Raw genomic sequence first — 25,712 nt, forward strand, 5'->3', positions numbered from 1 at the left:
AACTCCCACTCGCCTTGGAGTGTGCCTTCAGCTAACCCTCAGGTGCCTGAGTCACTCTAAGTAGGTGACGAAACCCGAGGCGCTGATCATGGTGGTGGACGACGAGCCCAGCATCAGGGATCTGCTCTCCGCCAGCCTGCGCTTCTCCGGGTTCGAGGTGCTGACCGCAGCCGACGGGCAGGAGGCCGTGGAGGTCGCCGAGCGGGCCACGCCCGACCTGGTGGTGCTCGACGTGATGCTGCCCGATCTGGATGGGTTCGAGGTGGCCAAGCGCATCGACGCGCCCGTGCTGTTCCTGACCGCGCGGGACGCCACCGAGGACAAGATCACCGGACTGCGGGTCGGCGACGACTACGTGACCAAGCCGTTCAGCCTGGAAGAGGTGCAGGCCAGGATCCGGGCGGTGCTGCGGCGTACCCGTGGGGAGAACGCGCCCGCCAGCAAGCTGAAGGTCGCCGACCTGGAGCTGGACGAGGACGCCCGCGAGGTCACGCGGGCCGGGCGGCAGGTACGCCTGTCGCCGACGGAGTTCAAGCTGCTGCACTACTTCATGGTCAACGCCGGGCGCGTGCTGTCGAAGGCGCAGATCCTCGACCACGTGTGGAACTACGACTTCGGCGGCGACGCGGGCGTGGTCGAGTCGTACGTGTCCTATCTCAGGCGCAAGGTGGACGACGTGGAGCCGCGGCTGATCCACACCCTCCGTAGCGTCGGCTACGTGCTGCGGGAGCCACCGGCGGGATAGCCGCGAAACACCGCTGCTCGCGCCGGACCCCGCCGGGCGGCCTGCCGCAGGTAGCGTGGGCGGTATGGATCTGCTGGGCGCGTTGGAGGCGTTGCGCAGGCCGCTGGACGGCGAGCTGTTCCCGCTGTCCGTCGGCGAGGCCGCGAACGACAGACGCGCGCTCCGGGAGCTGACCGGGCAGCTCGACGACTACCTGCTGCCCCGGCTGCGCGCTCTCGACGCCCCGCTGCTCGCCGTCGTCGGCGGGTCCACCGGGGCGGGCAAGTCCACGCTGGTCAACTCGCTGGTCGGCGCCGACGTGGCCGAGCCGGGCGTGCTGCGGCCGACGACGCTGGTGCCCACCCTCGTGGTCAGCCCGGCCGACCGCGACTGGTTCATGGGCCAGAACGTGCTCCCGGGCCTGTCCCGCGCCACCGGCGACGGACCTGGAGCGCTGCGCGTGGTGACCTCGGACGCGCTCGGCGCCGGGCTCGCGCTGCTCGACGCGCCCGACATCGACTCCGTGGTCACCGCGAACCGGGAGCTGGCCGCGCAGCTGCTGGCCGCCGCCGACCTGTGGCTGTTCGTCACGACCGCCGCCCGGTACGCCGACGAGGTCCCCTGGAGCTTCCTGCGCTCGGCCCGCGAACGCAGCACCGCCCTGGCCATCGTGCTCGACCGGGTGCCCGAGGACGCCGTCGAGCCGGTCTCGCGCGACCTGTCCCGCCTCCTCGTCGAGAACGGGCTGGAGGGCACCAGGCTGTTCACCGTCCCCGAGGCCGCGCTGCCGGACGAGAAGGCCCGGCTGCCCGTCCCCTACGTGCGGCCCATCGTCTCCTGGCTCACCGGCCTGGCCACCGACGCGGCGGAGCGGGCCAGGGTCGTCCGCCAGACGCTGTCGGGGGCGCTCGACAGCCTCGCCACCCGGGTGCCCTCGCTGGCCACGGCCGTCGAACGCCAGCAGTCCGCCTTCGACGGCCTGCGCTCGATCGTGTCGGGCGCGTACGCGGGCGGGCTGGCCGACTTCGACGCGGGCATGCGTGACGGGTCGCTGCTGCGCGGCGAGGTGCTGGCCCGCTGGCAGGACTTCATCGGCACCGGCGACCTCATGCGCTCCCTGGAGAGCCGGGTGGGGTGGCTGCGTGACAGGATCGTCGGCTTCTTCACGGGACGGGTGCCGGAGACCCAGCTCAGGGACGCTCTGGAGAGCGGGGTCGAGGCGCTGATCAGAGGGGCCGCCGACGGGTCCGCGGAGCGGGCGCTCGAAGGCTGGTCGGCCGCGCCCGGCGGGCCCGGCCTGCTCGAACGGCTCGGCGCCGTCGAGTCCGCCAGGCTCGGCCGGGCCTCGCCCGATCTGGGCAAGCGGGCGGAGGCGGCGGTTCGCGGGTGGCAGGAATACGTGCTCGACCTCGTACGCGAGGAAGGGGCGGAGAAGCGGACCACCGCCAGGGTGGCGTCGTTCGGGGTGAACGGGGCAGGGGTGCTGCTCATGCTGGCCGTGTTCGCCTCCACCGGGGGGCTGACCGGGATCGAGGTGGGGATCGCGGGCGGGACGAGCGTGCTGTCGCAGAAGCTGCTGGAGGCGGTCTTCGGCGACCAGGCCGTCCGTACGCTGACCGTGCGGGCGCGCGACGACCTGCGTGACCGGGTGCGAGGGCTGCTGGCGGAGGAGTCGGGGCGGTTCACGGACCGGCTGGCGGCGGTGGAGCCGCCGCGTGGCACAGCGGACGTTTTGCGCGCGGCGGACGCCCGGGTCCGCGACCACCGCGCCGAGCTGCCCGCCGCCGGCTCCCCGACCCTGGAGCTCCCTGCCGCCCAGCCGGCCGGTACGCATACCCGCGAGCTGCCGCGGCCGGACACCGGAGCCGGGTCGGATGAGCCGCGTGCCCGCGAGAGACCGGAGGCCGGAGACGAGTCCGGTGAGCCGCGTGCCCGCGAGCTGCCGCGGCCGGAGGCCGGCGGTCGGCCGGGAGGCGAGTCCGGGGGCGCCGATGGTGTGGAGGAGAGGCCGTGAAGCTGCTGCGCCGTAAGGAGGGGCCGTCCCTCGATTCCAGGCTGGCGGCCCTGCTGGAGGCGGCCACGCTGGGTGAGGGGCGGCTCTCCGTGCAGGCGGTGTCCGGCGCGCGGGCGGTCGCGGAACGGGCCGGGGTACGCCGCAGCCTCTCGATCGACCACACCGTGGCCGCGCTGGCGGGGGCGACGGGCAGCGGCAAGTCCTCGCTCTACAACGCCCTGGCCGGCGAGGAGCTGGCGGACGTGGGCGTGACCAGGCCGACGACCTCGACCGCGCAGGCGGCACTCTGGGACGGGGAGGGCTCCGGGCCGCTGCTGGACTGGCTGGAGGTCCCGCAGCGCCACTCCACCACCACGAACCCCGATTTTTCGGGACTCGTCCTGCTGGACCTCCCCGACCATGACTCCATCCGGCTCTCCCACCGCCTGGAGGTGGATCGCCTGGTGGAGCTGGTCGATCTGCTCGTCTGGGTGGTGGACCCGCAGAAGTACGCCGACGCCGCACTCCATGAGCGCTACCTGCGTCCGCTGGCCGGGCATCGCGACGTGATGCTGGTGGTGCTCAACCAGGTGGACCGCCTGCCCCCGCAGGCCGTCGAGCGCTGCCTTCGCGACCTGCGCCGGCTGCTGGACGAGGACGGGCTGACGGGCGTGCCGGTGCTCGCCGTCTCCGCCAGGACCGGCACGGGCCTGAACGAGCTGCGTACGCTCCTCGGCGATCGCGTCTCGGAACGCAAGTCGTGGTCCGCCCGCCTGGCCGCCGACATCACCTCCGCCGCCGGCCACCTCGCCACCGCCGGCCCGGCCACAGAGACCGCCCATGAGCCGGACGGACAGGCCGCCGCCATGCCGGATACGCCGGTTTCCGGCGACCTGGTCCCCGGGATTGAGGCTGGCAGGGCTGAGGTCGGTGTGGTGGCGGCCAACAGGTCTGCGGTGGGCGGGGCGGAGGCCGGCGGGGCTGCGGTCGATGGGGTGGGGAGCCGGAGCTTGGAGCGGGCCGGGAAGGGGTCTGCGGGCTGGGATCGGGCGCTCACGGGCGCGCTCTGCGCGGCGGCCGGGGTGCCGGTGGTCGTGGAGGCGGTGGCCAAGGGGCACCGGCATCGGGCCGTCGTCGCCACCGGATGGCCGCTCACGCGATGGCTCAGGAGGTTCAGGCCCGATCCGTTGCGCAGGCTGCGCATCGGCGGCGTCGCTCAGCCGGGCAGGCCGGACAGGGAGCTCGTCGGCCGTACCTCGGTTCCGGGGGCGTCGGCCGTACAGCGGGCTCAGGTCGAGACGGCGATCAGGGACGTCGGCGCGACGGCCGCGTCCGGGCTGCCGGGGCCGTGGGCGGCGGCGGTGCGGCAGGCGGCGCGCTCCCGCTCGGACGAGCTGGCCGACGCGGTGGACCGGGCGGTGGCCAAGACGTCCGTCGGCGCGACGCGGCGCCCTCGGTGGTGGCGGGCCGTGAACGTCCTGCAGTGGCTGGTGTTCGCGACCATGCTGGCCGGTGCGTTGTGGCTGGGCGTGCTGTTCGGGATGGACTATCTCCGGCTGCCCCAGCCGCCGCTCCCGACCGTCGGCGTGGTGCCGTGGCCGACCGTGCTGCTGCTCGGCGGGGCGCTCGCGGGGGTGCTGATCGCGCTGCTGTCCAGGCTGGCCGCGTGGGCGGGCGGCCGGCGCAGAGCCCGCCGTACGGCCAAGGCCCTGCGTGCCGCCATCGGCCGGGTCGGTCAGGCGTACGTGCTGGAGCCCGTGGAAGCGGAGCTGGACCGGCACGCCCGCTTCGCCGAGGCACTCGACCTGGCCCGAGCCTGACACGCGGTCAGGCGGGGCTGCGGCGTAGGAGCGCGCCGGCCAGGGCCGCCCCCAGCAACGCCGACACGGACGCCGCCAGGAAGGGCGCGGAGGCCCCGAAGTGCTGGCCGACGACCCCGGCCGCCCCCGATCCGGCCGCGGCGCCCATCCCGATGGCCGTGGAGATCCACCCGAACGCCTCCGCCTGCGCCCCCGGCGCGTACTCGTCCACCAGCAGCGACGACGTGGTCAGCGCGGGATTGAACACCAGCCCCCCGGCCAGCACCACCGCCCAGAACACCGGCAGCGCCTCGATCACCACCAGCGACGCCAGCACGATCCCGAGCACCAGCATGAGCGCCACCAGCCGGGCCTGGACACGGGAGCCCCACGAGCGGGAGCCGTAGATCGCGGCCCCCGCGATCCCGCCCACCGACAGGGCCGCCACCAGCAGCCCCGTCGCCGCGGGCGCGTCCCTGGCGATCGCGAGCGCGGGCAACCCCACCTGCAAGGCCCCGAGCGCGCCGCCGAGCAGCAGCACGACGGCCAGCAGCACCGGCATCCGGCGGTCGGCGAACACCCGCCCCCGCTCCGGCGGCGGGGCGGCCGAGCCCACCCGTAACGCCCGCGAGAAGGCCAGCGTCCCGGCCCCCGCCGCCACGGCCACCAGGCCCAGCGCCAGCGAGGCCGAGGCCATCGCGATCATCAGCCCGAACGCCAGCGGCCCGATGAGCATGGCCAGCTCCTGCACGAGGTACACGAGGCTGTAGGCGGCGGTACGCCCCTCGCCAGGTAAGCGGCGGCCCCATTCGATCCGCATGCTGACGGAGATCGGCGGCAGCCCGAGCCCGGCCACCCAGGCCAGCGCCACCACGCACCACCAGGGCCACCCGCCCACCGCGCAGGCCACCAGCGCCACCAGCCCCGCGACGTGCAGCAGCGCGGTGACGGCCAGCACCGGGCGGGCTCCTCGCCGGTCCATGACACGCCCTTGCACCGGCCTGCCCATGCCCGCCCCGACGGAGAACGCCGCCGCCGTCGCCCCCGCCAGCGCCAGCGACCCGCTCTCCTGCTGCACGACGAGCACGGTCCCGACGGGCGCGACCTGCTGCGTGAGCTGCGCCAGGAACCCGAGCACGCCCTGCGCCGCCACCCCGGGAACGCGGAGCAATCGGTGGTACGGCACGCTCGCTCCCATACGCCGCACGCTACCCCCAGAGATCAGGACGCGGGGCAGCCGTTGCGCCGGTCGACGATCTTCTGAGGCGTCACTCGGTTCCGAGGGAGTCCGCGACCGTGCGCAGGGCCGACAGGAGCGGGCGCAGGAGGGGGTGGGCGTCGGCGCCGCGGCGTACGGCGGCGAAGACGCGGCGTTCGGGGCCCGGCGTGTGGCGGATCGCGACCCCGGGCAGCGCCATGTCGCGCAGCGCCAGACGGGGGACGAGCGCCACCCCCACGCCCGCCCCCACCAGGGCGACCACGGCGCGGAAGTCGTCGGAGCAGTGGGCCAGGTTGGGGGTGAACCCCGCCTGCTGGCAGGCGAACGTGATCATGTCGTGCACCGGATTGCCGGGATAGGGGCCGATCCAGGTCTCGGCGGCCAGCGACACCAGGGTGGCCGACGCGGCCGACGGATGGTCGCGGGGGAGCACCAGGTCGAACGGCTCGGCGTAAAGGGGCAGGCGCGACAGGCGGCGGTCGGCGGCGTCGGGCGCGCCCCGGTACTCGACGGTGATCGCCAGGTCGGCCTCGCCGTCGAGCAGCTTGGCCAGGCTGTGGTCGCCCTCGGCGTCCAGCACCCGGACGTGCAGCCCGGGTGCGGTGGCGCGCAGGGCGGTGATGGCGGGGGAGAGCACGGCGCTGATCGCGGTGGCGAAGCAGGCCACGGTGACCTCGCCCGCCTCGCCCGTCGCGTACGCGGCCACCTCGGCCTCGGCGCGTTCGAGCTGGGCGAGGACCTCGTTGGCGTGGCCGAGCATGATCTTGCCGACTGCGGTGAGGTGGACGCCGCGCCCGTCACGGGTGAACAGCCGGTGGCCCACCTCGTGCTCCAGCGCGACGAGCTGCTGGGACACGGCGGAGGGGGTGAGGTGCAGCGCCGCCGCGGCGGCGGTGACCGTGCCGTGGTCGGCCACCGCGCGCAGCGTGCGCAGCCGCCGCGTGTCTATCACGCTGCGAGAATACTCACCCCTGAACGCTCACGAGCCACGCCCTGGACGCTCACGACCCGAGCTCCGGATCGCCGCGCCCCGGACGCTTACGAGCGAGCCGCACCCCGGACGGTCGTGGCGCGTGCGGCGCGCGGGCGTGCGGTGGGTCAGCCGCGGGCCTGGATGAACGCCTGCACCGCGCGCTCGACGTCCTCGGCCGAGTGCGCGGCGGAGAGCTGGACGCGGATCCTGGCCTGCCCGTGCGGCACGACCGGGTAGGAGAAGCCGATGACGTAGATGCCGAGGTCGAGCAGCCGGTCGGCCATGGCCCCGGCCTCGGCGGCGTCGCCGATCATCACGGGCACGATCGGATGCTCGCCGGGCAGGACGTCGAACCCGGCCTCGGTCATCGCCGCGCGGAAGGACGCGGTGTTCGAGCGGAGCCGTTCGCGGGCCTCGCTGGAGGTCTCCAGCAGGTCGAGGATGCGCAGCGACGCGGAGGCGATGACCGGGGCCAGGGAGTTGGAGAACAGGTAGGGGCGCGAGCGCTGCCGCAGCAGCTCGCAGATCTCCTTGCGGGCCGAGACGTAGCCGCCGCTGGCCCCGCCGAGCGCCTTGCCCAGCGTGCCGGTGACGATGTCGATCCGGTCGGTGACGCCGTGCAGCTCGGGCGTGCCGCGGCCGGTCGGGCCGACGAAGCCGACGGCGTGGGAGTCGTCGACCATGACCATGGCGTCGTACTGGTCGGCCAGGTCGCAGATCTCCCGCAACGGCGCGAAATATCCGTCCATGGAGAACACGCCGTCGGTCACGATCAGCCGCCGCCGGGCATCCGCCGACTCCTTCAGCCTGGCCTCCAGCTCGGCCATGTCGCGGTTGGCGTAGCGGAAGCGCTGCGCCTTGGACAGCCTGATGCCGTCGATGATGCTGGCGTGGTTGAGCGCGTCGGAGATCACCGCGTCCTGGGCGTCGAGGATGGTCTCGAACACGCCGCCGTTCGCGTCGAAGCACGAGCTGTAGAGGACGGTGTCCTCCATGCCCAGGAAGTCCGACAGGCGGCCTTCGAGCTCCTTGTGCACCTCCTGGGTGCCGCAGATGAACCGTACGGAGGCCATGCCGAACCCCCACCGGTCGAGCGCCTGCTTGGCCGCCTCCACCACGGCCGGGTCGTCGGCCAGGCCCAGGTAGTTGTTGGCGCAGAAGTTCAGCACCTCGCGCCCGGCCACGCTCACCTGGGAGCTCTGCGGGGTGGTGATCACCCGCTCGGGCTTGAGCAGCCCGGCCTCGGTGATCTCGTCGAGCGTCGTACGCAGCTGCTCGCGCACGTTTGTGAACATCAAGCGCTCCTGTTCATGGTCGCGGCCGCTTCGGCCCTCGTTGGCTCGTTCCTCGCTCTCTCGGACCGAGCTCCTCCGCTCCAATCCAGAATGACTTTGCCCGTGCGGCCGCTCGCGGCGGTGTCGAAGGCGTCGTCGAAGTCTCGGTACGAGAACCGGTCGGTGATCACCGGGGCGAGATCGAGACCCTTCTCCAGCAGGACGGACATGTTGTACCAGGTCTCGAACATCTCTCGCCCGTAGACGCCCTTGATGGTGATCATCGACGTCACGATCGTGGCCCAGTCGACGGCGAACTCCTCGGCGGGCAGCCCGAGCATCGCGATCTTGCCGCCGTGGGTCATGTTCGCGATCATGTCTCGCATGGCCCCCGGGTTGCCGGACATCTCCAGCCCCACGTCGAAGCCCTCGCGCATGTGGAGCTGCCGCATGCCCTCGGCGATCGAGGCCCTGGAGACGTTCAGGGCGAGGGAGACGCCGAGCTTGCCGGCCAGGTCGAGCCGTTCGTCGCTGACGTCGGTGATCATCACGTTGCGCGCGCCGACGTGCGTGGCCACGGCCGCCGCCATGAGCCCGATCGGCCCCGCGCCGGTGATCAGCACGTCCTCGCCGACCAGGGGAAAGGACAACGCGGTGTGTACGGCGTTGCCGAACGGATCGAAGATGGCCGCCACATCGGGATGGACCGGGACCCGGTGCACCCAGACGTTGGTCGCGGGCAGCGTGACGAACTCGGCGAAGGCGCCGTTCCTGTTGACCCCGAGCCCGATCGTGTTGCGGCACAGGTGCCTGCGGCCCGCCATGCAGTTGCGGCACTTGCCGCAGACGATGTGCCCCTCGCCGCTGACGAGGTCGCCGACGGAGATGTCCTCGACGCCCGGCGCCACCTCGACCACGTGCCCGGAGAACTCATGTCCCACGATGAGCGGGAGCTTCAGAGTATGCCGCGCCCAATCATCAAATTTCCGGATATGCAGGTCTGTGCCACAAATGCCGGTACGCAGAACCCTGACCTTGACCTCACCCGGGCCCACCTCGGGCTCGGGCACCTCCACCAGCCGGAGTCCAGGCTCGGGCTTCTCCTTGACCAGCGCTTTCATGGCTCCATCCCCCTAGGTCCGAACCTAACGCACTGTGCCCGCTCCCCTTCGAGCATGTCCATCGACGGATTCTTAAGTGCCCCCACAGCTCAGCTTCACGCGGCGGCCGACCAGCACCAATTACGCAAGGTATTTGACTTAGTAGGATGGCGGGGACTAGACCCCTGGAGGATTCGGTGCGACAGCAGAGCGGCGACGCCTCCCTTCTGCGCAGGCTCAACTCGGCGGCCATCCTCCGCATCCTGCGCGAGTCCGGCATGGCCACGCTGTCGGAGCTGGCCAGGGCGGCCCGCGTGTCCAGGCCGACGGCCGAGGTCATCGTGGAGGACCTGCTCGCGGACGGCTGGGCCGAGGAGTGCGAAGAGGAGCAGGGCGACCGGCAGCGCGGGCGGCCGGCCAGGCGGTTCAGGTTCCGCGCCGCGTCGGGGCACGTGATCGGCGTCGGCATCGGCGCCTCCAGGCTGCGGGCGATGGTCGCCGACCTCAATGGCGCGATCGTGGCCACCCACCGCGTGCCCAACCACCGCGACATGCCCGCGGAAGAGCGGCTGGAGGCCGTCGCCGGCCTCGTCGCCACGGTCGCCGCCCAGGCCGGGCTGTCCGTCGCGGACGCCGCCGCCGTCGGCGTGGGCACCACGGGCACCGTGGACGGCGCGGGCCGGGTGGTCAAGAGCATCGCGCTGTCCGGCTGGACCGGCCTCGACCTGCAGGGCGAGCTGCGCCGCAGGATCCCGGCCCCCGTGCTGGTGGAGAACGACATGCGGCTCGCGGTCCTGGCCGAGCACTGGCGCGGCGCCGCCCAGGGCCGCGACGACGTGGTCTATCTCTTCACCGGCGACAGGATCGGCATGGGCCTGCTCATCGGCGGCCGCCCGCACCGGGGCGCGCACGCGGCCTCCGGCGAGATCGGCGCCCAGCCGCACGAGAACTGGGGCGCCTTCCGGCACGTCATGGACTACGCGATGGCGATCGAGCCGGGCGAGCTGCGCTCCAGCAGGCAGAGCGCCGAGTTCGCCATCGCCAGGGCGCGGGACGGCGAGGAGAAGGCCGGGCGGGCGGTCAGGGAGTTCGCGCGCGGCCTGGCCGCCGGGCTGATCACCGTGGTCAACCCGCTCGACCCCGACCTGGTCGTGGTCGGCGGCAGCCTGTCCGCGGCCGGCGACCTGCTGGTGGCGCCGATCAGGGAGCTGTTCGAGGAGTACTGCCTCTACCCGCCCGAGGTCGTGGCCTCGGGGCTGGGCAGCGAGTGCATCACGCTCGGAGCGGTGCGTCTCGCTCTCGATCATGCCGACCGGCTGCTGTTTACTCAACCAGCTTAGATAACTATCCCGTCACGAGGGCCGCATCCTGCGGCTCCTCTGCAGCGCTGTGCGCGGAGTTGCTCGATTAACACTAGTTATTTGCATAAATAGCCGCTAATCTCCAGCCCATGCTTGAGCGCCTGAGACGCGACTGGACGCTGCTGGCGTTGTGCTTGCCAGGTGTCCTCTACTTCGTGACGTTCTTCTACGTTCCCCTGCTGGGCAACGTGATCGCCTTCAAGGACTACGCGCCGTTCCTCGGCATCTCGGGCAGCCCGTGGGTGGGCCTGGAGAACTTCGTGACCCTCCTGGAGGAGCCGGAGTTCTGGAGCGCGGTCGGCAACACCCTGCAGATCACCGCACTGCAGCTCGTCCTGTACTTCCCGGCGCCGATCGCGCTCGCGCTCCTGCTGAACTCCCTGGTCGGCCACCGGATCAAGCGCTTCGTCCAGAGCGTCGTCTACCTGCCGCACTTCCTGTCGTGGGTGGTCGTGGTCGCGATGTTCCAGCAGGTCATCGGCGGCGCGGGCACGGTGAGCACGTTCCTGAACTCCCACGGCGTCACCATCGGCAACCTGATGTCGAACGCGGACACGTTCAAGCTGCTCGTGACCGCGCAGGTGATCTGGAAGGACTGCGGGTGGGGGACGATCATCTTCCTCGCCGCGATCACCGCCATCGACATGAGCCAGTACGAGGCGGCCGCCATCGACGGCGCCGACTGGAAGCGCCGCCTGTGGCACGTGACGCTGCCCGGCATCCGCTCGGTGATCCTCATGATGCTCATCCTGCGGCTGGGCGACATCCTGTCCGTCGGGTTCGAGCAGATGGTCCTGCAACGCGACGCCGTGGGCGCGGGAGCGGCCGAGGTGATCGACACCTACGTCTACTACCACGGCATCCGCGACGGCGACTGGGGGATGAGCACCGCGGCGGGGCTCATGAAGGGGCTCATCGGAGCGGCGCTGATCTACGCGGCCAACAAGCTCGCACACCGCTTCGGAGAGCAGGGGATCTACCGATGAGACCGCCGTGGATGGAGCGCCCGACCATGGCGGGGCGCACGCTCAAGTTCGTCGTGCTGACCGCGATCACCCTGGTCGTGCTGTATCCGTTCGGGCTGGCGGTGGGCACGAGCCTGATGGGCCGCGCGGAGAGCATCGCCAACGGCGGCAGCTACGTGCTCTGGCCGTCGCACCCCACCTTCGAGGCGTACGAGCTGATCCTGTCCGGCGGCTCCGCCACCAGATCGGTGCTGATCAGCATCGGCATCACCCTCACGGGCACCGCGCTGAGCCTGATCTGCACGGTCTTCCTCGGGTACGCGCTGTCGCGCCGCGGCATGCTCGGCGGCAAGCCGATCCTGCTGATGGTGCTGGCCACGTTCCTGTTCACGCCGGGCATGATCCCGAGCTACCTCATGGTCAAAGAGCTCGGGATGATCGACACCTACCAGTCGCTCATCGTGCCGGTGCTCGTCAACGCGTTCAACGTGGTCGTCGTCAGGTCGTTCTTCCAGAACCTGCCGGAGGAGCTGTTCGAGGCCGCGCGCATGGACGGGTGCGGCGACTTCCGGATGATGTGGCGGATCGCGCTTCCGCTGTCCAAGGCGGTGATCGCGGTGGTCGGCCTGTTCTACGCGGTCTCGTACTGGAACACGTTCTTCACCGCGATCCTCTACATCAACGACCAGACCAAGCATCCGATCCAGGTCGTGCTGCGGCAGTACATCTTCCGCGGCACCGCGGCCACCGGCTCGGACGTCGCGATCGTGCGGGACCTGCCCGCCTCGTCGGTGCAGATGGCGGTGCTGATCACCGCGCTCGTGCCGATCCTGCTCGCCTACCCCTTCCTCCAGAAGTACTTCACCAAGGGCGTCCTGACCGGCGCCATCAAGGGCTGAACCCCCCCCGGTTTTGCAGGGAGAGACCATGTCATCAACCATGTCCCGTCGCGGATTCCTCGGACTCGCGCTGGCCGGCGCCACGGTCGCCGGGCTCGCCGCCTGCGGGGGTGAGGGCGGCGGCGCGGCCGGCGTGCGGAAGGGCGGCGCGGAGCTGTCCAAGAAGCTGGCCCTGCCCGCGTACACCGCGGCCAAGATCCCCACGCCTGACCTGCCGATCGACGCGGGCCAGGATCCCGCGTACCTGAAGTACCCGGCCGAGCTGGTCAAGTCGGTCGCCGCCCCGCCCGGCGACGGCAAGAAGATCACCTCGCTCACCCAGACGTGGGACGTCGCGCCGCCCGCGCCCGGCCAGAACGCCTACCTCCAGGAGCTGAGCAAGGCCCTGGGCTCCGAGTGGAGCATGAACATCGTGGTCGGCGACGGCTACCCGGACAAGTTCAACGCGATCATCGCCAGCGACGACCTGCCCGACCTGGTGTGGTTCCCGCCGAACCAAGGGCTGCAGCGGGTCCCCGAGCTGCTGGAGGCCAAGTTCCACGACCTGACCTCGCACCTGAGCGGGGATGCGATCAAGAAATATCCGAACCTGGCCAACCTGGGCGACGTGACCTGGAAGTCCGCCGTCACCGACGGGAAACTGTTCGGCGTGGCGGTCGCCTACAGCCGGTTCGGGCAGGTGTACCTGGTGGACCAGGACTACTGGGAGCCGGTCGGCGGCACGGCCTTCGCCTCCGCCGACGACTTCCTGGCCAAGGCCAAGCAGCTGCTCGACGTGAAGAAGAACAAGTACCCGCTCGAACCGTCGTACTACAACCACGTGCACATGTTCAGCCACTGGTACGGCGCCCCGAACACGTGGAAGCTGGCCGGCGGCAAACTCACCCACCAGTTCGAGACGCCCGAATACCAGGCCGCGCTGGAGCTCGCGGTCAAGTGCTTCAAGGCGAACCTGTTCTGGCCCGACCCCGCCCTGGCCACCATCAAGGACAAGGTCGCCAACGGCCAGATCGGCGCGTACATCGAGTCGTTCCCCGGTTTCCTCAACGACGCCAAGACCCAGAAGTACAACCTCGGCGCCATCGTGCCCTTCGCCGCGACGCCCGGCTCCAAGCCCGTCTACAACGCCGGTCTCGGCTCGGTAGGCTTCACCTCGATCAGCAAGAAGGTGCCCGCCGAGCGCGTCGAGACCCTGCTCAAGGTGCTCGACTATCTCGCGGCCCCGTTCGGCACGGAGGAATACCAGCTCGTCAATTTCGGCATCGAGGGCACCCACTTCACCAAGAAGGACGGCGACCTGGCCTTCACCGGCAAGGGCGCGGCCGAGGTGCCCACCACGCAGCAGCCCATCTCGTTCGTGATCGGGTCGCCCTCCGCGCTCTTCCTGCCCGGCCAGCCCGAGCGCACCAAGCTCATTCACGACTTCGAGACCAAGGTCGCGCCGATGCTGCAGGAACGCGTCACGACGGGCCACTTCTCCGACACCTACACGCAGAAGAACGGCGAGCTCAGCACCATGGGCTCGGACATGGTCGTGGACATCGTCACCGGCCGCAAGCCGCTGTCGGACTGGCCCGGCTTCGTCAAGAAGTGGCTGGGCAAGGGCGGCGAGGCGATGCGGGCCGAGTACGAGGCCTCGATCGCCAAGGGTTGATCGTTTTATTGAGAGGACACCAGTGGAAGACCTGCGCATCGGAGTCATCGGCCTCGGCCTGCGGACGAGCCTGGCCCTCGCGGCGCACCGCCCGGGGAAAGGCGCGGTCGTGGCCGCGCTGTGCGACTCCGACCCGGCAGTGCTCAAAAGGCAGGCCGGGAGGTTCGAGGCGGAGCTTCTGACCGAGGACTACCGCGAGCTGCTCGACCGGCGTGATCTCGACGCCATCGTGGTGAACACGCCGGACGACACGCACGAGCGGCTGGCCATCGACTGCCTGGAGGCGGGCAAGGCCGTCTACCTGGAGAAGCCGATGGCCATCACCGTGGAGGGCTGCGACAACATCCTGCGCGCCGCCCGCCGGACCGGCACCAAACTGTACGTCGGGCACAACATGCGGCACATGGGCGTGGTCCGCCTCATGCGGGACATCATCCAGAAGGGCGTCATCGGCGAGCCGAAGACCGTCTGGGCGCGGCACTTCGTGTCCTACGGCGGCGACTACTACTTCAAGGACTGGCACGCCGACCGCACCCGGACGACCGGGCTGCTGCTGCAGAAGGCGGCGCACGACCTCGACGTGATCCACTGGCTCGCGGCCGGCTACACCACCAGGGTGAACGCGTTCGGCGACCTCATGGTCTACGGCGACCTGCCGCGCCGCGAGCCGGGCACGCCGCGGCCCGAGGGCTGGCTCAAGGAGTTCGACTGGCCGCCCACGGCACGCCGGGACCTGCACCACGTCGTGGACGTGGAGGACGTGTCGGTGATGAACATGCGGCTGGACAACGGTGTCATCGCCGCCTACCAGCAGTGCCACTTCACCCCCGACTACGTGCGCAACTACACGGTCATCGGCACCGAGGGGCGGCTGGAGAACTTCGGCGACGGGCCAGGGGACGCGGTCAAGGTGTGGAACACCGGGCCCGCCGGGTATCGGGGCGACGGCGACATCACGTACAAGGTGCCTGCGGCGCAGGGGTCGCACGGGGGCGCGGACATGGAGATCGTGGGGGAGTTCGTCAGGTTCGTCAGGGACGGCGGCGTGACGGACACCTCTCCGGTGGCGGCGCGGATGAGCGTGGCGGCCGGCTACATGGCCACGATGTCGCTGCGTGACGGAGGCATGCCGTACGACGTGCCGGCCCTCGATCCGGAGCTGGCCGCGTACTTCGACGGCGGGCAGGGCTGATACTCGCCGGAACCCGGGGTGAGGCGGTGCCGGACTTCGCCGACGACGTCGTGGGCCGCATCGATGACGCCGACTGGCCGCCGTTCGCCAGGCGTACGTGCGGCTGCGGCGGCAGGAGCAGGACGTGTTCGCGCTATGCGTCTGGGCGCGACTGCGAGCTCGGGGACACCACGGACGCGCCGCTTTCGCACTGATTTCAGGGGAACGATGCCCGCCGCGCACTCTGCGCGGCGGGCATCGTCGTGCATTAGTGGGGGCTCCAAGGTGGGAGATGCCGTTCTAACCGTGCAACACTGTTGCAAGGTTGCTACATGGTTGGTCGAGGAAGACATCAGTACAACGAGATCAATGCCACGATCAAAGCGCTTCGCAGCGTCAGCGCGGCATTCTCCGTTGTCGAGGATCACAATGGACACCGATGGGGGTGGATCATTTGCACGTGTGGCAGCAGTCCGTTTTCGGTCAACTGCACGCCCCGCAACCCTGGCGTTCACGCGAAGCAGATTCGCAGATGGGCGCTCACCCACTCCGGGTGTGGCGGCAACGAAAAAGAGGAGACCTCATGACTGTCTGGGATTTCCGGGTCATGCTCAACCGGGAGCCGGACACCGACGAGTTCAACCGGCTCTTCGAGGCGGGCCTGGACGACTGCGCCCTGGTGGGCGGCACGCAGCCGTACTTCATGTGCGACCGTGAAGGCGGGACGCTGCTCGATGCGATCGCGTCCGTGCTGGTCCAGATCCGGAAGATCGAAGGACTCTGGGCCATCGGCATCGGGCACGACGACGGCGTGACGCTGGGCGACGCGGCGCGCCGGCACGGCGGCCGGACACAGGCCAGTCTGCGACAGCTCTCCAGCGGGCAGCGCGGTCCTGGCGGTTTTCCCGAGCCGGTCATGGCGACCGACAACATCAACATCTACTCCTGGGCGGAGGTCTCCGACTGGCTGCGGGTCAAGATGGGCGATGACATCCCGCGGGTGCCGCGTGACATCGCGCTGGCCGACGCGGCGGTCAAGCTCGCCTGCCGGGCCAGGGCCGCCCACCAGGAAACGCAGGTCCTCCACCTGGTCGACGTCGCCTGAGCCGCCGGCCGGACATGGCCGCCGGAAGGTGCCCGCCATAACGGCAGGCACCTCCACCCGATCCGGGACTCACCCCTCACGGTCCCGTGAGCGTCAAGGGCTCACCCCTCAGCCCTAGGGAGCTCGGGACTCGGCTCCGCCCCGGGGGGCAGGGTCAGTGTTCGGCTTCTTTGGGCTTGCGGCCCAGGTCGGCCAGTGGGTCGGGGTCGTTGACGCCCTTCGTGATCTGGCGCGGCCCGTTGACGGACTCCGCGTCCTGGGCGTCCGCCACCGCTTCGGCCGCCGCCTGCGCGGCCTTGGCCACCTCCTCGTCCAGCTCCTCCGACGTCGCGGGCGCCTCTTCCCTGGTGGCCGCCGACCGGGGCAGGGCCTCCGTGAACGCCTTCGAGACGCCCTGCAGCGCCGAGGTGACCTCGCTCGGGATCACCCAGAACGTGTTGTTCTCGCCCTGGGCGAGCTGCGGCAGCATCTGCAGGTATTGGTAGGCCAGCAGCTTCGGGTCGGGGTCGTTGCGATGGACCGCCTGGAAGACCTGGTCGATGGCCCGCGACTGGCCCTCGGCCTCCAGGATGGCCGCCGCGCGCCCGCCCTCGGCGCGCAGGATGGCGCTCTGCTTGTCACCTTCAGCCGTGAGGATCTGCGACTGGCGCTGCCCCTCGGCGTTGAGGATCGCGGCCCGCTTGTCGCGCTCGGCCCGCATCTGCTTCTCCATCGCGTCCTTGATGGTCTTGGGCGGATCGATGGCCTTGACCTCGACGCGGTTGACGCGCAGCCCCCACTTCCCGGTGGCCTCGTCGAGCACGCCGCGTAGCTGGCTGTTGACGGTGTCGCGCGAGGTCAGCGTCTTTTCCAGGTCCATGGAGCCGACGACGTTACGCAACGTGGTGACCGTGAGCTGCTCGACGCCCTGGATGTAGTTGGCGATCTCGTACGCCGCCGCGCGCGGGTCGGTGACCTGGAAGTAGAGGACCGTGTCGATCTCGACGACCAGGTTGTCCTCGGTGATGACGGGCTGGGGGCGGAAGGAGACGACCTGCTCGCGGAGGTCGATCATGGGGTAGACGCGGTCGATGTAGGGGATGACGAAGTTGAGGCCCGGCTTGAGCGTGCGGTGATAGCGGCCGAGGCGCTCCAGGTTGCGCGCCCGTGCCTGGGGGACGATCCGGACGGCCTTGAGCACCGTGAAGACCGCGAAAAGTATGATGAGCAGTCCGACCAGCAACAGCGGATCCATGAGTCACTCCCGGGGATATACGAGGGCTGTCGCTCCCTCGATCTCGATGATGTCGACGGTCGCCCCCGCGGGGATCACCAGGGTCTCGTCGTAGGCCCGAGCCGACCACTCCTCGCCGCCGATCCGCACCCGTCCCTCGCGGCCCGTGACCTCAGAGGTCACGTAAGCGGGCTTGCCGACGAGCGCCTCCACGCCGAACCGTTGCAGGGGCGGCTGCCTGACGTGGCGCATCGCGATCGGCCTGATCACCGCGATGCCCGCTGCCGAGGAGATGGCGAAGAAGAGTAACTGCAGGGGAACGGGCAGCCCTATTGCGGCGGTCGCGGCAGTCAGGAGCGCGGCCACGCCCAGAAGTCCCAGCGAAGCCGTGAGCGTGAAGATCTCGGCCACGCCCAAGACGACTGCGAGGATTACCCAGATGATCCATTCATCCATGTCCGGCCCTCCATATGGGACAACGGGCCTGTAGTCGTGAGTGGTTCCCCCCTTCTCTACCGTAATCCGGAATCAGCGCTCCGGCATCCATCCACCTGGGGCATCGGAGTCGCGCAGGGCGCTTCCCAGCCGCCATTTCTCCCACGGGAGCTGCCAGAAACCCCATCCGTTGTCCCATTCGAGCTCGCGGCTGGTGCCGGTGATCGTGATGGGATCGCCGCGCAGCGAGCTGTCGTAGAACCAGGCCGCCTGGTCAGGGCGCGAATTGATGCAGCCGTGGCTGACATTTTCCCGGCCCTGCGCCCACACGTTGTCCTTGGCGTGCACATATTCGCCGCTGTTGGAAATACGCACAGCGTGGCCGATCATCACGTCGTAAAAACCGGGATCGTCTTTTTCCCGGCCGGGGGAGATCATGCGGACCGGGTTGCCCTTGTCCATCGTCAGGTGGACGCCGCTGGTCGTGGTGTATTCGCGGGTGGTCGCCATGCCCGCGCTGATGGCCATCTGCTGCACCACCGCGCCGTCGCGCTGGACGACCATCTGGTGCGTCTCGGTGTCGACCGAGCTGGTCTGCTTGCGGCCGACGGTGAAGGAGAAGGTGGAGTCGGTGGCGCCGTAGAGGCCCTCGGCCGCGCGTACGCCCGCCAGATGCGCGGTGACCGTGACCTGCTGCCTGGGCGCCCAGAACCGCTTGGTGCGGTAGATCACCCGGGTGTCACCGAGCCACCGCCACGCGCCCTCGACCGGGATGTCGGAGGTGACCTCAAGTGCCCGCTCGACGGCGGCTTTGTCCGCCACCGACGTGTCGAAGTCGATGATGACCGGCATGCCGGTGCCGACCGTCTCCCCAGGCAGCGGCGCGGTGGCGGCCACCTGGAACGTCCTGGCGGCGGCCCGCGTGCGGAAGCGGCCCATCGCCACCGTGGCGGGACCGCCGGGGCCCGCGGCCGTCGCGGTCACCGTGTATTCGGCCCCGGGCTTGAGCGTCCAGTCGGAGCGCCAGGTCGTGCGGGAGCCGTCGAGCCGGCCGGGCACGCCCTCGCCGCTCTCGTAGACGAGGACCTTGCTCAGCGTGCCACCCTGCGCCGTGACCACGAGGCCGCGGTCGGGCCTGGCGCGCTTGGCGTCGAAAGCGGGCGAGACCTGCACGACGGGCGGCGCGGCCGGGGGCTCGGCCGGTGCGGAGGCGCAGCCGCAGACCAGGAGAAAAGCGACACAGAACGTCGCGACACGCCGCATGTGACTCCTGCTTTCCGAGGGAAGGGTGACCCCAGGGTAGCGGCGAGTCAGGGTTCAAGCACGCTGAGTAATCTATCCGACAGTTCCGGAAACCTCCCCCAAAGTCAGGGCGCCGGCGGTGGCCCGGATCGTCACAGTGTCGCCGTCCTGCAGGAACGAGCGCGTCTCACCGCCCGACAGCTTGATCGGATCGGTCCCGTTCCAGGTCAGCTCGATGAGGGAGCCGCGCTCCTCGCGCTCGGGCCCGGAGATTGTGCCGCTGGCGAACAGGTCGCCCGTACGCAGGGAGGCGCCGTTCACCGTCATGTGCGCGAGCATCTGGTCCGGCGTCCAGTACATGCTCGAGTACGGGGGCCGCGCCACGACCTCACCGTTGAGCAGCACTTCGAGGGTGATGTCGAGCCCCCAGTCGCCCTGCCTGCGCAGGTAGGAGGCCGGCTCGGGATCCTGGGCCCGTCCGGGGATCCTGGGCAGCGCCTCCAGCGGCGTGATCCACGGCGAGATCGAAGTGGCGAACGACTTGGCGAGGAAGGGCCCGAGCGGCACGTACTCCCACGCCTGGATGTCGCGGGCGCTCCAGTCGTTGACCAGCGTCACCCCGAACACGTGCTCCTCGAACGCGCCGGCGGGAGAGCCCATCGCGGTCGGCACCCCGACCACGAACCCGAGCTCGGCCTCGATGTCGAGCTTCTCGCACGGCCCGAACACCCCGGCCTTGAGCTGCCCCTGCGGGCGCCTCACCGGCGTGCCGGACCTGACGATCGTCCCCGACCTGCCGTGGTATCCGACGGGCAGGTGCCGCCAGTTCGGCAGCAGCGGCTCGGAGCCGGGGCGGAAGATCTTGCCGATGTTGCTCGCGTGATCGAGCGAGCAGTAGAAGTCGACGTAGTCGGCCACCTCGAACGGCAGGTGCAGCTCCACCCGCGACAGCGGGATCAGGTGCCGCTCGGTGACGGAGAGGTCGGAGGTGAGCTTGTTCTGGATCAGGGCCCTGGTGTCGTGCCAGGCCGCGCGGCCACGGGCCATGAACGGGTTGAGCGCCGGGGCGGCGAACACCTCGTCGTGCAGCGCGGGCGCCAGGTCGAGCACCTTGTCGCCGTACCGCACGCCTACCCTGGGCGCCTGCCCCGGGCACGAGAACACGCCGTACGGCAGGTTGTCCACACCCCAGCCGCTTCGCTCACTCACGTTTCCTCCTCGATCAGGCCGAGAGTGCGCAGGTCGTCGAGCGGGGTGCTGGTGCTGCACGAGCCGTAGCTCACCAGCAGCCGCCGTGCCCGCTTCGCGGTGTCCTCGGGTACGTCCCGCGCGAGCCGTACGAGATGGCCCACGTCGGTCGCGCGCAGCACGGGTGCGGGATCGCGCCCCTCCACAGCCTCGCAGACCGCGAGCACCAGGTTCAGGAAGCCGTGCCGGTCCACGCCGAGCGTGGGGTCGAAGTGGCGTACGGCGTGGTGCAGCCCGGCCGTGGCCTTGAACGGGATGTCATGCTCGACGCAGAACTTGATGAACTGCCCGAGATGCTCCACCGGCGGGAACGCCTCGGGCGACGCCCCGCCGCAGCGCACCTTCAGCCCCACCCCGCCGGGCACCTCGATGGCCATCTTCCGCGGCGTCGGCGTCACCTCCGCGAACAGCCGTACGTGGCCGGGCAGCCCCGCCCCGGTCACCAGCTCCTCGACCGACGAGTCGGGCGGTAGCCGCATCTCGACGAAGTCCACGGGCAGGTCGCCGAAGTCGGGCATCTTCACCGTGTCCACGATCAGCCCGATCCGCCGCGGCCGGTACGCGATGCCGCGCAGCCGGTCGATCCGGCTGGCCGGGCACAGGAACCGGTGCGTGAGCACGTCGCCGCCCTTGGCCAGGTCCCGCTCGTTGCGGGAGAGTGCCTCGTCCATGTGCAATGAGGTCGGCGGGAACAGGCCCGCGTCGTCGACCAGTGCCGTGAATACGCTCATCGTGCCCAGGTCCATGCGTAGCCGGGATCCTCGCAGGACAGGGCGCCCTGGCCGAGGTCGAGCGGGCGGAACGTGTCGATCATCACGGCCATCTCGCTCGTGGTCGTGACGCCGCGCGAGACCGCGTCGATCACCGCTTCCACCGCCCCCGGCTGCGGCCCGTGCGTGAACCCGGCGGGGTGCAGCGAGATCGAGCCGACGTCGATGCCCGAGCCCTTGCGCGCGGAGTAGTCGCCGCCCACGTAGAACATGAACTCGTCGGAGTCCACGTTGTGGTGGTTGTAGGGGATCGGTACGGAGTCGGGGTGGAAGTCGAGCGGCCGCGGGCAGAACGAGCACACCACGAACCCCGGCCCCTCGAACGTCTGGTGCACGGGCGGCGGCGCGTGCGTCCTCTTCACGATCGGCTCGAAGTCGTTGATGTTGAACGCGAACGGATAGAGACAGCCGTCCCAGCCGACCACGTCGAACGGGTGGTCGCGGTAGACGAGCCTGGTCAGCCCGCCGCGCGTGCGGACCAGGACCGGCACCTCCGCGCCCTCCGCGAGCAGCGGCTCGGCCGGGCTGCGCAGGTCGCGCTCGCAGTAGGGCGCGTGCTCCAGGAACTGCCCGTACTGGGACAGGTAGCGCTTGGGCGGCCTGATGTGCCCGGACGCCTCGATGGCCAGCACGTTGACCTGGCCGTCCGGCACCCAGCGATGGATCGTTCCCGTCGGCACGATCACATAGTCGCCCGCACCGGCCTCGATCACGCCATAGGTGGACTCGAACCGGACGTTGCCGCGCTGGACGTAGACGCACTCGGCGCCCATGGAGTTGCGGTAGAGCTCGCTCGGCCGGTCGCTGGTGGCGTACGACAACCGGACGTCGCCGTTGCCCGCCAGCAGCATGCGGCCGCTGATCAGGTCGCCTGTGGGAGACAGCTCCTGCGTGCGGAAATGGCGTGGTGAGAGCGGCAGGTTGGGCTCCAGGCGCGTGCCGGGCGGGGGCGTGACGGCCTCCGCCTTGACGATCGCGGTGGGCAAGTGGCGGTGGTAGAGGAGTGAGGAGTCGGAGGAGAACCCCTCCTCGCCCATCAGCTCCTCCGCGTAGAGACCGCCGTCCGGCCGCCTGAACTGCACGTGCCGCTTGCGCGGCACCTCCCCAACGACCCGGTAGTACGGCATCCGCTCCTCCATATGTCCGTTAATCGGACGGGAGTGTCCTTTATATGCAACAACCGTCCGCTAAAGCGCTGGAGATGTCAACCCGGGCCCAGCGTCAATCGAGCGCCGCGGCCAGTTCCGCGGCGGCCGCGACCACCCGTGGCCCGGTGGACTCCTCCAGCGGCCCGAACGTCACCACCCCCACCGACGCCTCCAGCCACGGCAGGCCGGTGACGGGCGCGGCGACGCCTCGCGCCCCTTCCTGCAACTGCCCCTCCGTGACGAAGTAGTCGTCACGCCCGTCGCGCAGCGCCAGGATCGCCCGTCCTGCCGCACCTTTCTCCAGCGGATGGCGCGCGCCCTCGCGATAGGCCACGTGCATGTTCGTCCAGGACGGCTCGACCACCGCCACGGCCAGCCCGTCGTCGCCCTCCGCCACGGTCAGGTGCGCGGTCGCGCCCACGTCCTCGGCCAGCCGCCGCAACGTCGGCACCGCCGCCGCCCGCAGCAGCGGCTGCACGGCCTGCGCCAGCACGAGCACCCCGAACCCGAGATGCACCCGCCCCTCGGCGTCCCTGCGGACGAATCCCTCGTTCATCAGCGTCGTCAGCAGCCGGTACACCACAGGGCGGCTCAGCGACAGCTCGGCGCTCAGCTCGGTCGGCGTCCGGCCGCTCTTCCCGTCGGCGAGCAACCTCAGCAGGCGAAGCCCGCGTTCCAGGGTCTGAGCGGATTCAGCGGCCATGCGACCGATTATCCAGCGGCGCCGCGCCGGCGTCCGGGCGCGCGACTCACGACGTGCGGCCATGAACAGGCGGTGAAGGGGTACGTACCGAGGGAGAAAGCCGGGGGGTGACGATGCGGCACGGGTGGGTGCTCCTTCTTGCGGGCTTGGCCATGTGCGGGTTGTCCCCTTTTGCGGCCTCGTTCGGCGTCCCCATGGTGCACATGTCCAGGGACACCCCGCTCGACCCCGCGGACCGCGGGCTGGTGGAGGACACCTTCTACCTCACCGAGGGCATCGAGGTGAGCCAGTGGCTGCTGCCCACCGCGAAGGGCGTGGCCTTCCGCGCCGCGTACCTCGCGGTCGGGATCAAGGTCGATCAGGGCGGCAAGCTGTACGGGACGCCGCAACGCTCCGGCACCTACGTCGCCCCGGTCCAGCTCTGCGCCGGCCAGCTGTGCTCGGCGCAGGAGCTCACCCTCGTGGTGCTCGGCAACGTGCCGTGGGAGCCGCGCGAGCTGACGTTCCCCGGCTCCGTGGGCCGGCCGCTGCGCGGTGAGATCGGCATCAACGGCGGTCCCGCGGGCGTGGTGCCCACCTTCACCGTGACCGACCACGCCAAGCTGCCGCAGGACGTGACCATCGGGCCTGACGGCCACGTGGGCGGCGTCCCGGCCGCGCCCGGCATCTCCGAGGTGCCGGTACGCGTCTGCGTGGCGGGGAACTGCGCGGGCGTCGTGGTCCGGCTCATCGTCGTCTGAGCAGCCGTGGCGGGCGGAGTGGCCTGGTAGGGCGCGCACTACCCGCTGTTCGGGGGACGACGGGCATGAATCGGACAGGCCGGACGGCGGAGACTTCAAGGGTGATCCGCACACCCAGGGAGGCCGTCGTGAGCACCGTTGACAGCATCGAGAAGACAGTCGTCGCCGCCGCCGATCCACCGCCGGTCGTCCACACGGCCGCGACGCTGTGGCTGGCGGCGGTCGCGGCGGGGGCGTTCGAGACCGTGCTCATGGTCGTCAGCCAGCTCGCCGGGGGCACCGCGCTCATGGGCCTGCTGCCGGGGGCGGGGTTCCGGATGGCGGTGTTCGCCGGCGCGATCTTCCTGGCGCTGCGGCTGAGGAGCGGCCAGAACTGGGCGCGCTGGACGCTCGCGGGGACGCTCGGCGTGTTCGGGACGCTCTCGCTCCTGATCGGGCCCGTCGAGTGGCTGCTGGGGGGAGGCTCGATCGCCGAGGTCGTCGCCGGGGCGGACACGCTGTGGTGGGTGTTCGCGGCCAGCAGGACCCTGCACGTGGCGGCCGTGCTGGGGGCGCTGACCCTGATGTTCCAGCCCAGGGCCAACGCCTACTTCAGGTCAGCGTGACGGACTCTGGCTCCCGGGGCGCGCAGGTTGCGCACCCCGGGCGACAGCAGCGCGGCGAGCGTGGCCACCACGATGATGACCGCGCAGGCGAGCAGCGCCTCCTCCGTGCCGAACAGGTAGGCCGCGGGCCCCGCGAGCATCAGCCCGATCGGGCCGAACATGAGCGACCCGAGCATGTCGTACGAGCTGACCCGCGACAGCGCGTCGGCCGGGACCTCGCGCTGCATCGTGGTCATCCACAGCACGCCGAACATGTCGAAGCAGACCCCGAGCACGAAGGCGCCGATCACGATGGCCCAGAGCGGCGCGTCCAGCCCGAGCAGCACGTACGGCAGCGCGGCCGGCAGGCAGAGCAGCACGGCCACGAGGATCGGCCGCTTGGGCCGCAGCCGCATCGAGAACAGCACCCCGACGATGGTCCCGATCGCCTCGCCGGCGAGGAACGCCGACCAGGCCCCGGGACCGCCCAGGGTCTCCTTCGCCAGCAGCGGCCCGAGCACCCCGTGCCCGGCCTGGATGGCCATGACCAGCAGCGAGAACTGCAGGACCACCACCCAGATCCACTGCCGCGAGCTGAACTCCCGCCAGCCGTCGCGCAGGTCGCTCAGCACCGAGTGCCGCTCATCGCGCGGCGCGGGCTCGCCTTCTGACGGGTCCTCCGCCGCGGGGACGCGCACCGCTTCCGGCACGGGAGCGCGGTCCAGGCGGAGCATCGCGATCAGCACGCCCGCCAGCGCGAACATCGCCCCGCTCACCACCAGCGCCCAGCCCCCGCCGAACAGCACCACCGTGCCGCCGCCCAGCACCGCCCCGGCCACCCGCGAGGCGTTCGCGCCCAGGCCGAGCAGCGCGTTGCCGGCCTGCAGCCGGTCGAGGGGGACGACCTCGGGGATGATCCCGGTCAGCGCGGGGAACGTGATCGCCGTGGCCAGCCCGCTCAGCGCCGCCGCCGCGCTCAGCGCGGGCAGCGGGGTCCAGCCGGTGAGCAGCATGACCGCCAGGGCGAAGAACCCCGCCGCCATCACGAACTCACCCGCCATCATCACCCGCTGCCGCGGCAGCCGGTCCGCGATCACGCCGCCGGCCAGCATGAACACGATCATGGGCAGCGACTCGGCGGTGAGCACGACGGACAGGGTGGTGGCGTTCGCGCCGGGCAGGGCGAGGATGCCGAACGCCAGGGCCACGGGCGCGAACGCACTTCCCAGGACGGAGATGGTGCGCGCCGAGAGCAACAGCGTGAAGCGGCGATCTCGGAGCAGCCCGAGATCGCTCAAGTAACTGTGCACGGCACCGAACCCCCTGGAAAAACGGTCAAAGCCGATCTATTCTGCCGTTCTTTCGCACCCTTGTCGTCCCAATATTTCGGCG

The 25,712-nt window shown here is 70.5% G+C and carries 24 protein-coding genes; 12 read left to right on the forward strand and 12 right to left on the reverse strand.

Features of this window, described 5'->3' with window-relative positions; genetic code table 11:
• Positions 1-88 precede the first annotated feature (88 nt).
• From ABEA43_RS29700 to ABEA43_RS29710, 3 genes are all read left to right on the forward strand, one after another.
• On the forward strand, positions 89-745 hold the full coding sequence (locus ABEA43_RS29700) for a response regulator transcription factor (RefSeq protein ID WP_345567229.1): 657 nt from the start codon (positions 89-91) through the stop codon (positions 743-745).
• 64 nt (positions 746-809) lie between these two features.
• Positions 810-2,738 carry a GTPase domain-containing protein gene (locus ABEA43_RS29705; protein WP_345566880.1) on the forward strand — a complete coding sequence of 643 codons (1,929 nt, stop codon included), beginning with the start codon at positions 810-812 and terminating at the stop codon, positions 2,736-2,738.
• The gene (locus ABEA43_RS29710) at positions 2,735-4,537 is read left to right on the forward strand and encodes a YfjP family GTPase (protein ID WP_345566881.1); all 1,803 of its coding nucleotides are present in this window, start codon (positions 2,735-2,737) and stop codon (positions 4,535-4,537) included. The genes ABEA43_RS29705 and ABEA43_RS29710 overlap by 4 nt, the downstream gene beginning before the upstream one ends.
• 7 nt (positions 4,538-4,544) lie before the next feature.
• Here the strand turns inward: ABEA43_RS29710 and ABEA43_RS29715 are convergent, their stop codons facing one another.
• From ABEA43_RS29715 to tdh, 4 genes are all read right to left on the reverse strand, one after another.
• On the reverse strand, positions 4,545-5,714 hold the full coding sequence (locus tag ABEA43_RS29715) for an MFS transporter (RefSeq protein ID WP_345566882.1): 1,170 nt from the start codon (positions 5,712-5,714) through the stop codon (positions 4,545-4,547).
• 70 nt (positions 5,715-5,784) lie between these two features.
• Entirely contained in the window at positions 5,785-6,687 is a 903-nt protein-coding gene (locus tag ABEA43_RS29720) for a LysR family transcriptional regulator (RefSeq protein ID WP_345566884.1), read from the reverse strand.
• Between the two features lie 146 nt (positions 6,688-6,833).
• Positions 6,834-8,003, reverse strand: coding sequence for a glycine C-acetyltransferase (locus tag ABEA43_RS29725; RefSeq protein ID WP_345566886.1), 1,170 nt, complete (start codon positions 8,001-8,003; stop codon positions 6,834-6,836).
• Positions 8,003-9,103: an L-threonine 3-dehydrogenase gene (gene tdh / locus ABEA43_RS29730; protein ID WP_345566888.1), complete on the reverse strand. Its 1,101-nt coding sequence runs from the start codon at positions 9,101-9,103 to the stop codon at positions 8,003-8,005. The genes ABEA43_RS29725 and tdh overlap by 1 nt, the downstream gene beginning before the upstream one ends.
• Positions 9,104-9,279: 176 nt before the next feature.
• Between tdh and ABEA43_RS29735 the strand changes: the two genes are divergently transcribed.
• The 7 genes from ABEA43_RS29735 to ABEA43_RS29765 all read left to right on the forward strand — a co-directional run bounded on the left by ABEA43_RS29735 (position 9,280) and on the right by ABEA43_RS29765 (position 16,237).
• Positions 9,280-10,422, forward strand: a complete 1,143-nt coding sequence (locus tag ABEA43_RS29735; protein WP_345566889.1) for an ROK family transcriptional regulator — start codon at positions 9,280-9,282, stop codon at positions 10,420-10,422.
• Between the two features lie 110 nt (positions 10,423-10,532).
• Complete coding sequence (locus ABEA43_RS29740) at positions 10,533-11,429, forward strand: ABC transporter permease (RefSeq protein WP_345566890.1); 897 nt, start codon at positions 10,533-10,535, stop codon at positions 11,427-11,429.
• Entirely contained in the window at positions 11,426-12,307 is an 882-nt protein-coding gene (locus ABEA43_RS29745) for a carbohydrate ABC transporter permease (protein WP_345566892.1), read from the forward strand. The genes ABEA43_RS29740 and ABEA43_RS29745 overlap by 4 nt, the downstream gene beginning before the upstream one ends.
• A gap of 28 nt (positions 12,308-12,335) precedes the next feature.
• Positions 12,336-13,961 carry a type 2 periplasmic-binding domain-containing protein gene (locus ABEA43_RS29750; RefSeq protein WP_345566893.1) on the forward strand — a complete coding sequence of 542 codons (1,626 nt, stop codon included), beginning with the start codon at positions 12,336-12,338 and terminating at the stop codon, positions 13,959-13,961.
• Positions 13,962-13,983: 22 nt separating this feature from the next.
• Positions 13,984-15,153, forward strand: coding sequence for a Gfo/Idh/MocA family protein (locus ABEA43_RS29755; RefSeq protein WP_345566894.1), 1,170 nt, complete (start codon positions 13,984-13,986; stop codon positions 15,151-15,153).
• Between the two features lie 26 nt (positions 15,154-15,179).
• On the forward strand, positions 15,180-15,347 hold the full coding sequence (locus ABEA43_RS29760; protein ID WP_345566895.1) for a hypothetical protein: 168 nt from the start codon (positions 15,180-15,182) through the stop codon (positions 15,345-15,347).
• A 368-nt stretch (positions 15,348-15,715) separates the two neighbouring features.
• Entirely contained in the window at positions 15,716-16,237 is a 522-nt protein-coding gene (locus tag ABEA43_RS29765) for a hypothetical protein (protein WP_345566897.1), read from the forward strand.
• 154 nt (positions 16,238-16,391) lie between these two features.
• Here ABEA43_RS29765 and ABEA43_RS29770 read toward each other — a convergent pair whose 3' ends face one another.
• The 7 genes from ABEA43_RS29770 to ABEA43_RS29800 form a co-directional block, all read right to left on the reverse strand.
• Positions 16,392-17,471: an SPFH domain-containing protein gene (locus tag ABEA43_RS29770; RefSeq protein ID WP_345566899.1), complete on the reverse strand. Its 1,080-nt coding sequence runs from the start codon at positions 17,469-17,471 to the stop codon at positions 16,392-16,394.
• A gap of 3 nt (positions 17,472-17,474) precedes the next feature.
• Entirely contained in the window at positions 17,475-17,906 is a 432-nt protein-coding gene (locus ABEA43_RS29775) for an NfeD family protein (protein ID WP_345566901.1), read from the reverse strand.
• A 72-nt stretch (positions 17,907-17,978) separates the two neighbouring features.
• Positions 17,979-19,148 (reverse strand): L,D-transpeptidase, encoded by a 1,170-nt coding sequence (locus ABEA43_RS29780; RefSeq protein WP_345566903.1) that lies wholly within the window; start codon positions 19,146-19,148, stop codon positions 17,979-17,981.
• A 72-nt stretch (positions 19,149-19,220) separates the two neighbouring features.
• Positions 19,221-20,336, reverse strand: a complete 1,116-nt coding sequence (fahA, locus tag ABEA43_RS29785) for a fumarylacetoacetase (protein WP_345566904.1) — start codon at positions 20,334-20,336, stop codon at positions 19,221-19,223.
• Positions 20,333-21,106: a hypothetical protein gene (locus tag ABEA43_RS29790; RefSeq protein WP_345566906.1), complete on the reverse strand. Its 774-nt coding sequence runs from the start codon at positions 21,104-21,106 to the stop codon at positions 20,333-20,335. Before ABEA43_RS29790 ends, fahA begins: the two co-directional genes overlap by 4 nt.
• Positions 21,103-22,272, reverse strand: coding sequence for a homogentisate 1,2-dioxygenase (locus ABEA43_RS29795; protein ID WP_345566907.1), 1,170 nt, complete (start codon positions 22,270-22,272; stop codon positions 21,103-21,105). The genes ABEA43_RS29790 and ABEA43_RS29795 overlap by 4 nt, the downstream gene beginning before the upstream one ends.
• Before the next feature lie 94 nt (positions 22,273-22,366).
• A complete protein-coding gene (locus ABEA43_RS29800; RefSeq protein ID WP_345566908.1) occupies positions 22,367-22,996 on the reverse strand; it encodes a helix-turn-helix domain-containing protein in 630 nt (209 codons plus the stop codon).
• 203 nt (positions 22,997-23,199) lie between these two features.
• Here ABEA43_RS29800 and ABEA43_RS29805 point away from each other — a divergent pair, with 203 nt between their 5' ends.
• Both ABEA43_RS29805 and ABEA43_RS29810 read left to right on the forward strand, forming a co-directional pair.
• Positions 23,200-23,736 carry a hypothetical protein gene (locus ABEA43_RS29805; protein ID WP_345566909.1) on the forward strand — a complete coding sequence of 179 codons (537 nt, stop codon included), beginning with the start codon at positions 23,200-23,202 and terminating at the stop codon, positions 23,734-23,736.
• A 128-nt stretch (positions 23,737-23,864) separates the two neighbouring features.
• Positions 23,865-24,341 carry a hypothetical protein gene (locus tag ABEA43_RS29810; protein WP_345566910.1) on the forward strand — a complete coding sequence of 159 codons (477 nt, stop codon included), beginning with the start codon at positions 23,865-23,867 and terminating at the stop codon, positions 24,339-24,341.
• Here ABEA43_RS29810 and ABEA43_RS29815 read toward each other — a convergent pair.
• Positions 24,323-25,630 (reverse strand): MFS transporter, encoded by a 1,308-nt coding sequence (locus ABEA43_RS29815; RefSeq protein WP_345566912.1) that lies wholly within the window; start codon positions 25,628-25,630, stop codon positions 24,323-24,325. The genes ABEA43_RS29810 and ABEA43_RS29815 overlap by 19 nt on opposite strands.
• Positions 25,631-25,712 lie beyond the last annotated feature (82 nt).

Source organism: Nonomuraea rosea (genome assembly GCF_039539705.1).
GTDB classification, from domain to species: Bacteria; Actinomycetota; Actinomycetes; order Streptosporangiales; family Streptosporangiaceae; genus Nonomuraea; species Nonomuraea rosea.

Excerpts from the sequence above, each read along its gene's own strand:
- tdh (WP_345566888.1), bottom strand. The coding sequence starts at position 9,103 with ATGAAAGCGCTGGTCAAGGAGAAGCCCGAGCCTGGACTCCGGCTGGTG.
- ABEA43_RS29805 (WP_345566909.1), top strand. The coding sequence starts at position 23,200 with ATGTCCAGGGACACCCCGCTCGACCCCGCGGACCGCGGGCTGGTGGAG.
- ABEA43_RS29725 (WP_345566886.1), bottom strand. The coding sequence starts at position 8,003 with ATGTTCACAAACGTGCGCGAGCAGCTGCGTACGACGCTCGACGAGATC.
- ABEA43_RS29770 (WP_345566899.1), bottom strand. The coding sequence starts at position 17,471 with ATGGATCCGCTGTTGCTGGTCGGACTGCTCATCATACTTTTCGCGGTC.
- ABEA43_RS29780 (WP_345566903.1), bottom strand. The coding sequence starts at position 19,148 with ATGCGGCGTGTCGCGACGTTCTGTGTCGCTTTTCTCCTGGTCTGCGGC.
- ABEA43_RS29750 (WP_345566893.1), top strand. The coding sequence starts at position 12,336 with ATGTCATCAACCATGTCCCGTCGCGGATTCCTCGGACTCGCGCTGGCC.
- ABEA43_RS29765 (WP_345566897.1), top strand. The coding sequence starts at position 15,716 with ATGACTGTCTGGGATTTCCGGGTCATGCTCAACCGGGAGCCGGACACC.
- ABEA43_RS29740 (WP_345566890.1), top strand. The coding sequence starts at position 10,533 with ATGCTTGAGCGCCTGAGACGCGACTGGACGCTGCTGGCGTTGTGCTTG.
- ABEA43_RS29775 (WP_345566901.1), bottom strand. The coding sequence starts at position 17,906 with ATGGATGAATGGATCATCTGGGTAATCCTCGCAGTCGTCTTGGGCGTG.
- ABEA43_RS29795 (WP_345566907.1), bottom strand. The coding sequence starts at position 22,272 with ATGCCGTACTACCGGGTCGTTGGGGAGGTGCCGCGCAAGCGGCACGTG.
- ABEA43_RS29700 (WP_345567229.1), top strand. The coding sequence starts at position 89 with ATGGTGGTGGACGACGAGCCCAGCATCAGGGATCTGCTCTCCGCCAGC.
- ABEA43_RS29715 (WP_345566882.1), bottom strand. The coding sequence starts at position 5,714 with ATGGGAGCGAGCGTGCCGTACCACCGATTGCTCCGCGTTCCCGGGGTG.
- ABEA43_RS29790 (WP_345566906.1), bottom strand. The coding sequence starts at position 21,106 with ATGAGCGTATTCACGGCACTGGTCGACGACGCGGGCCTGTTCCCGCCG.
- ABEA43_RS29800 (WP_345566908.1), bottom strand. The coding sequence starts at position 22,996 with ATGGCCGCTGAATCCGCTCAGACCCTGGAACGCGGGCTTCGCCTGCTG.
- ABEA43_RS29745 (WP_345566892.1), top strand. The coding sequence starts at position 11,426 with ATGAGACCGCCGTGGATGGAGCGCCCGACCATGGCGGGGCGCACGCTC.
- ABEA43_RS29705 (WP_345566880.1), top strand. The coding sequence starts at position 810 with ATGGATCTGCTGGGCGCGTTGGAGGCGTTGCGCAGGCCGCTGGACGGC.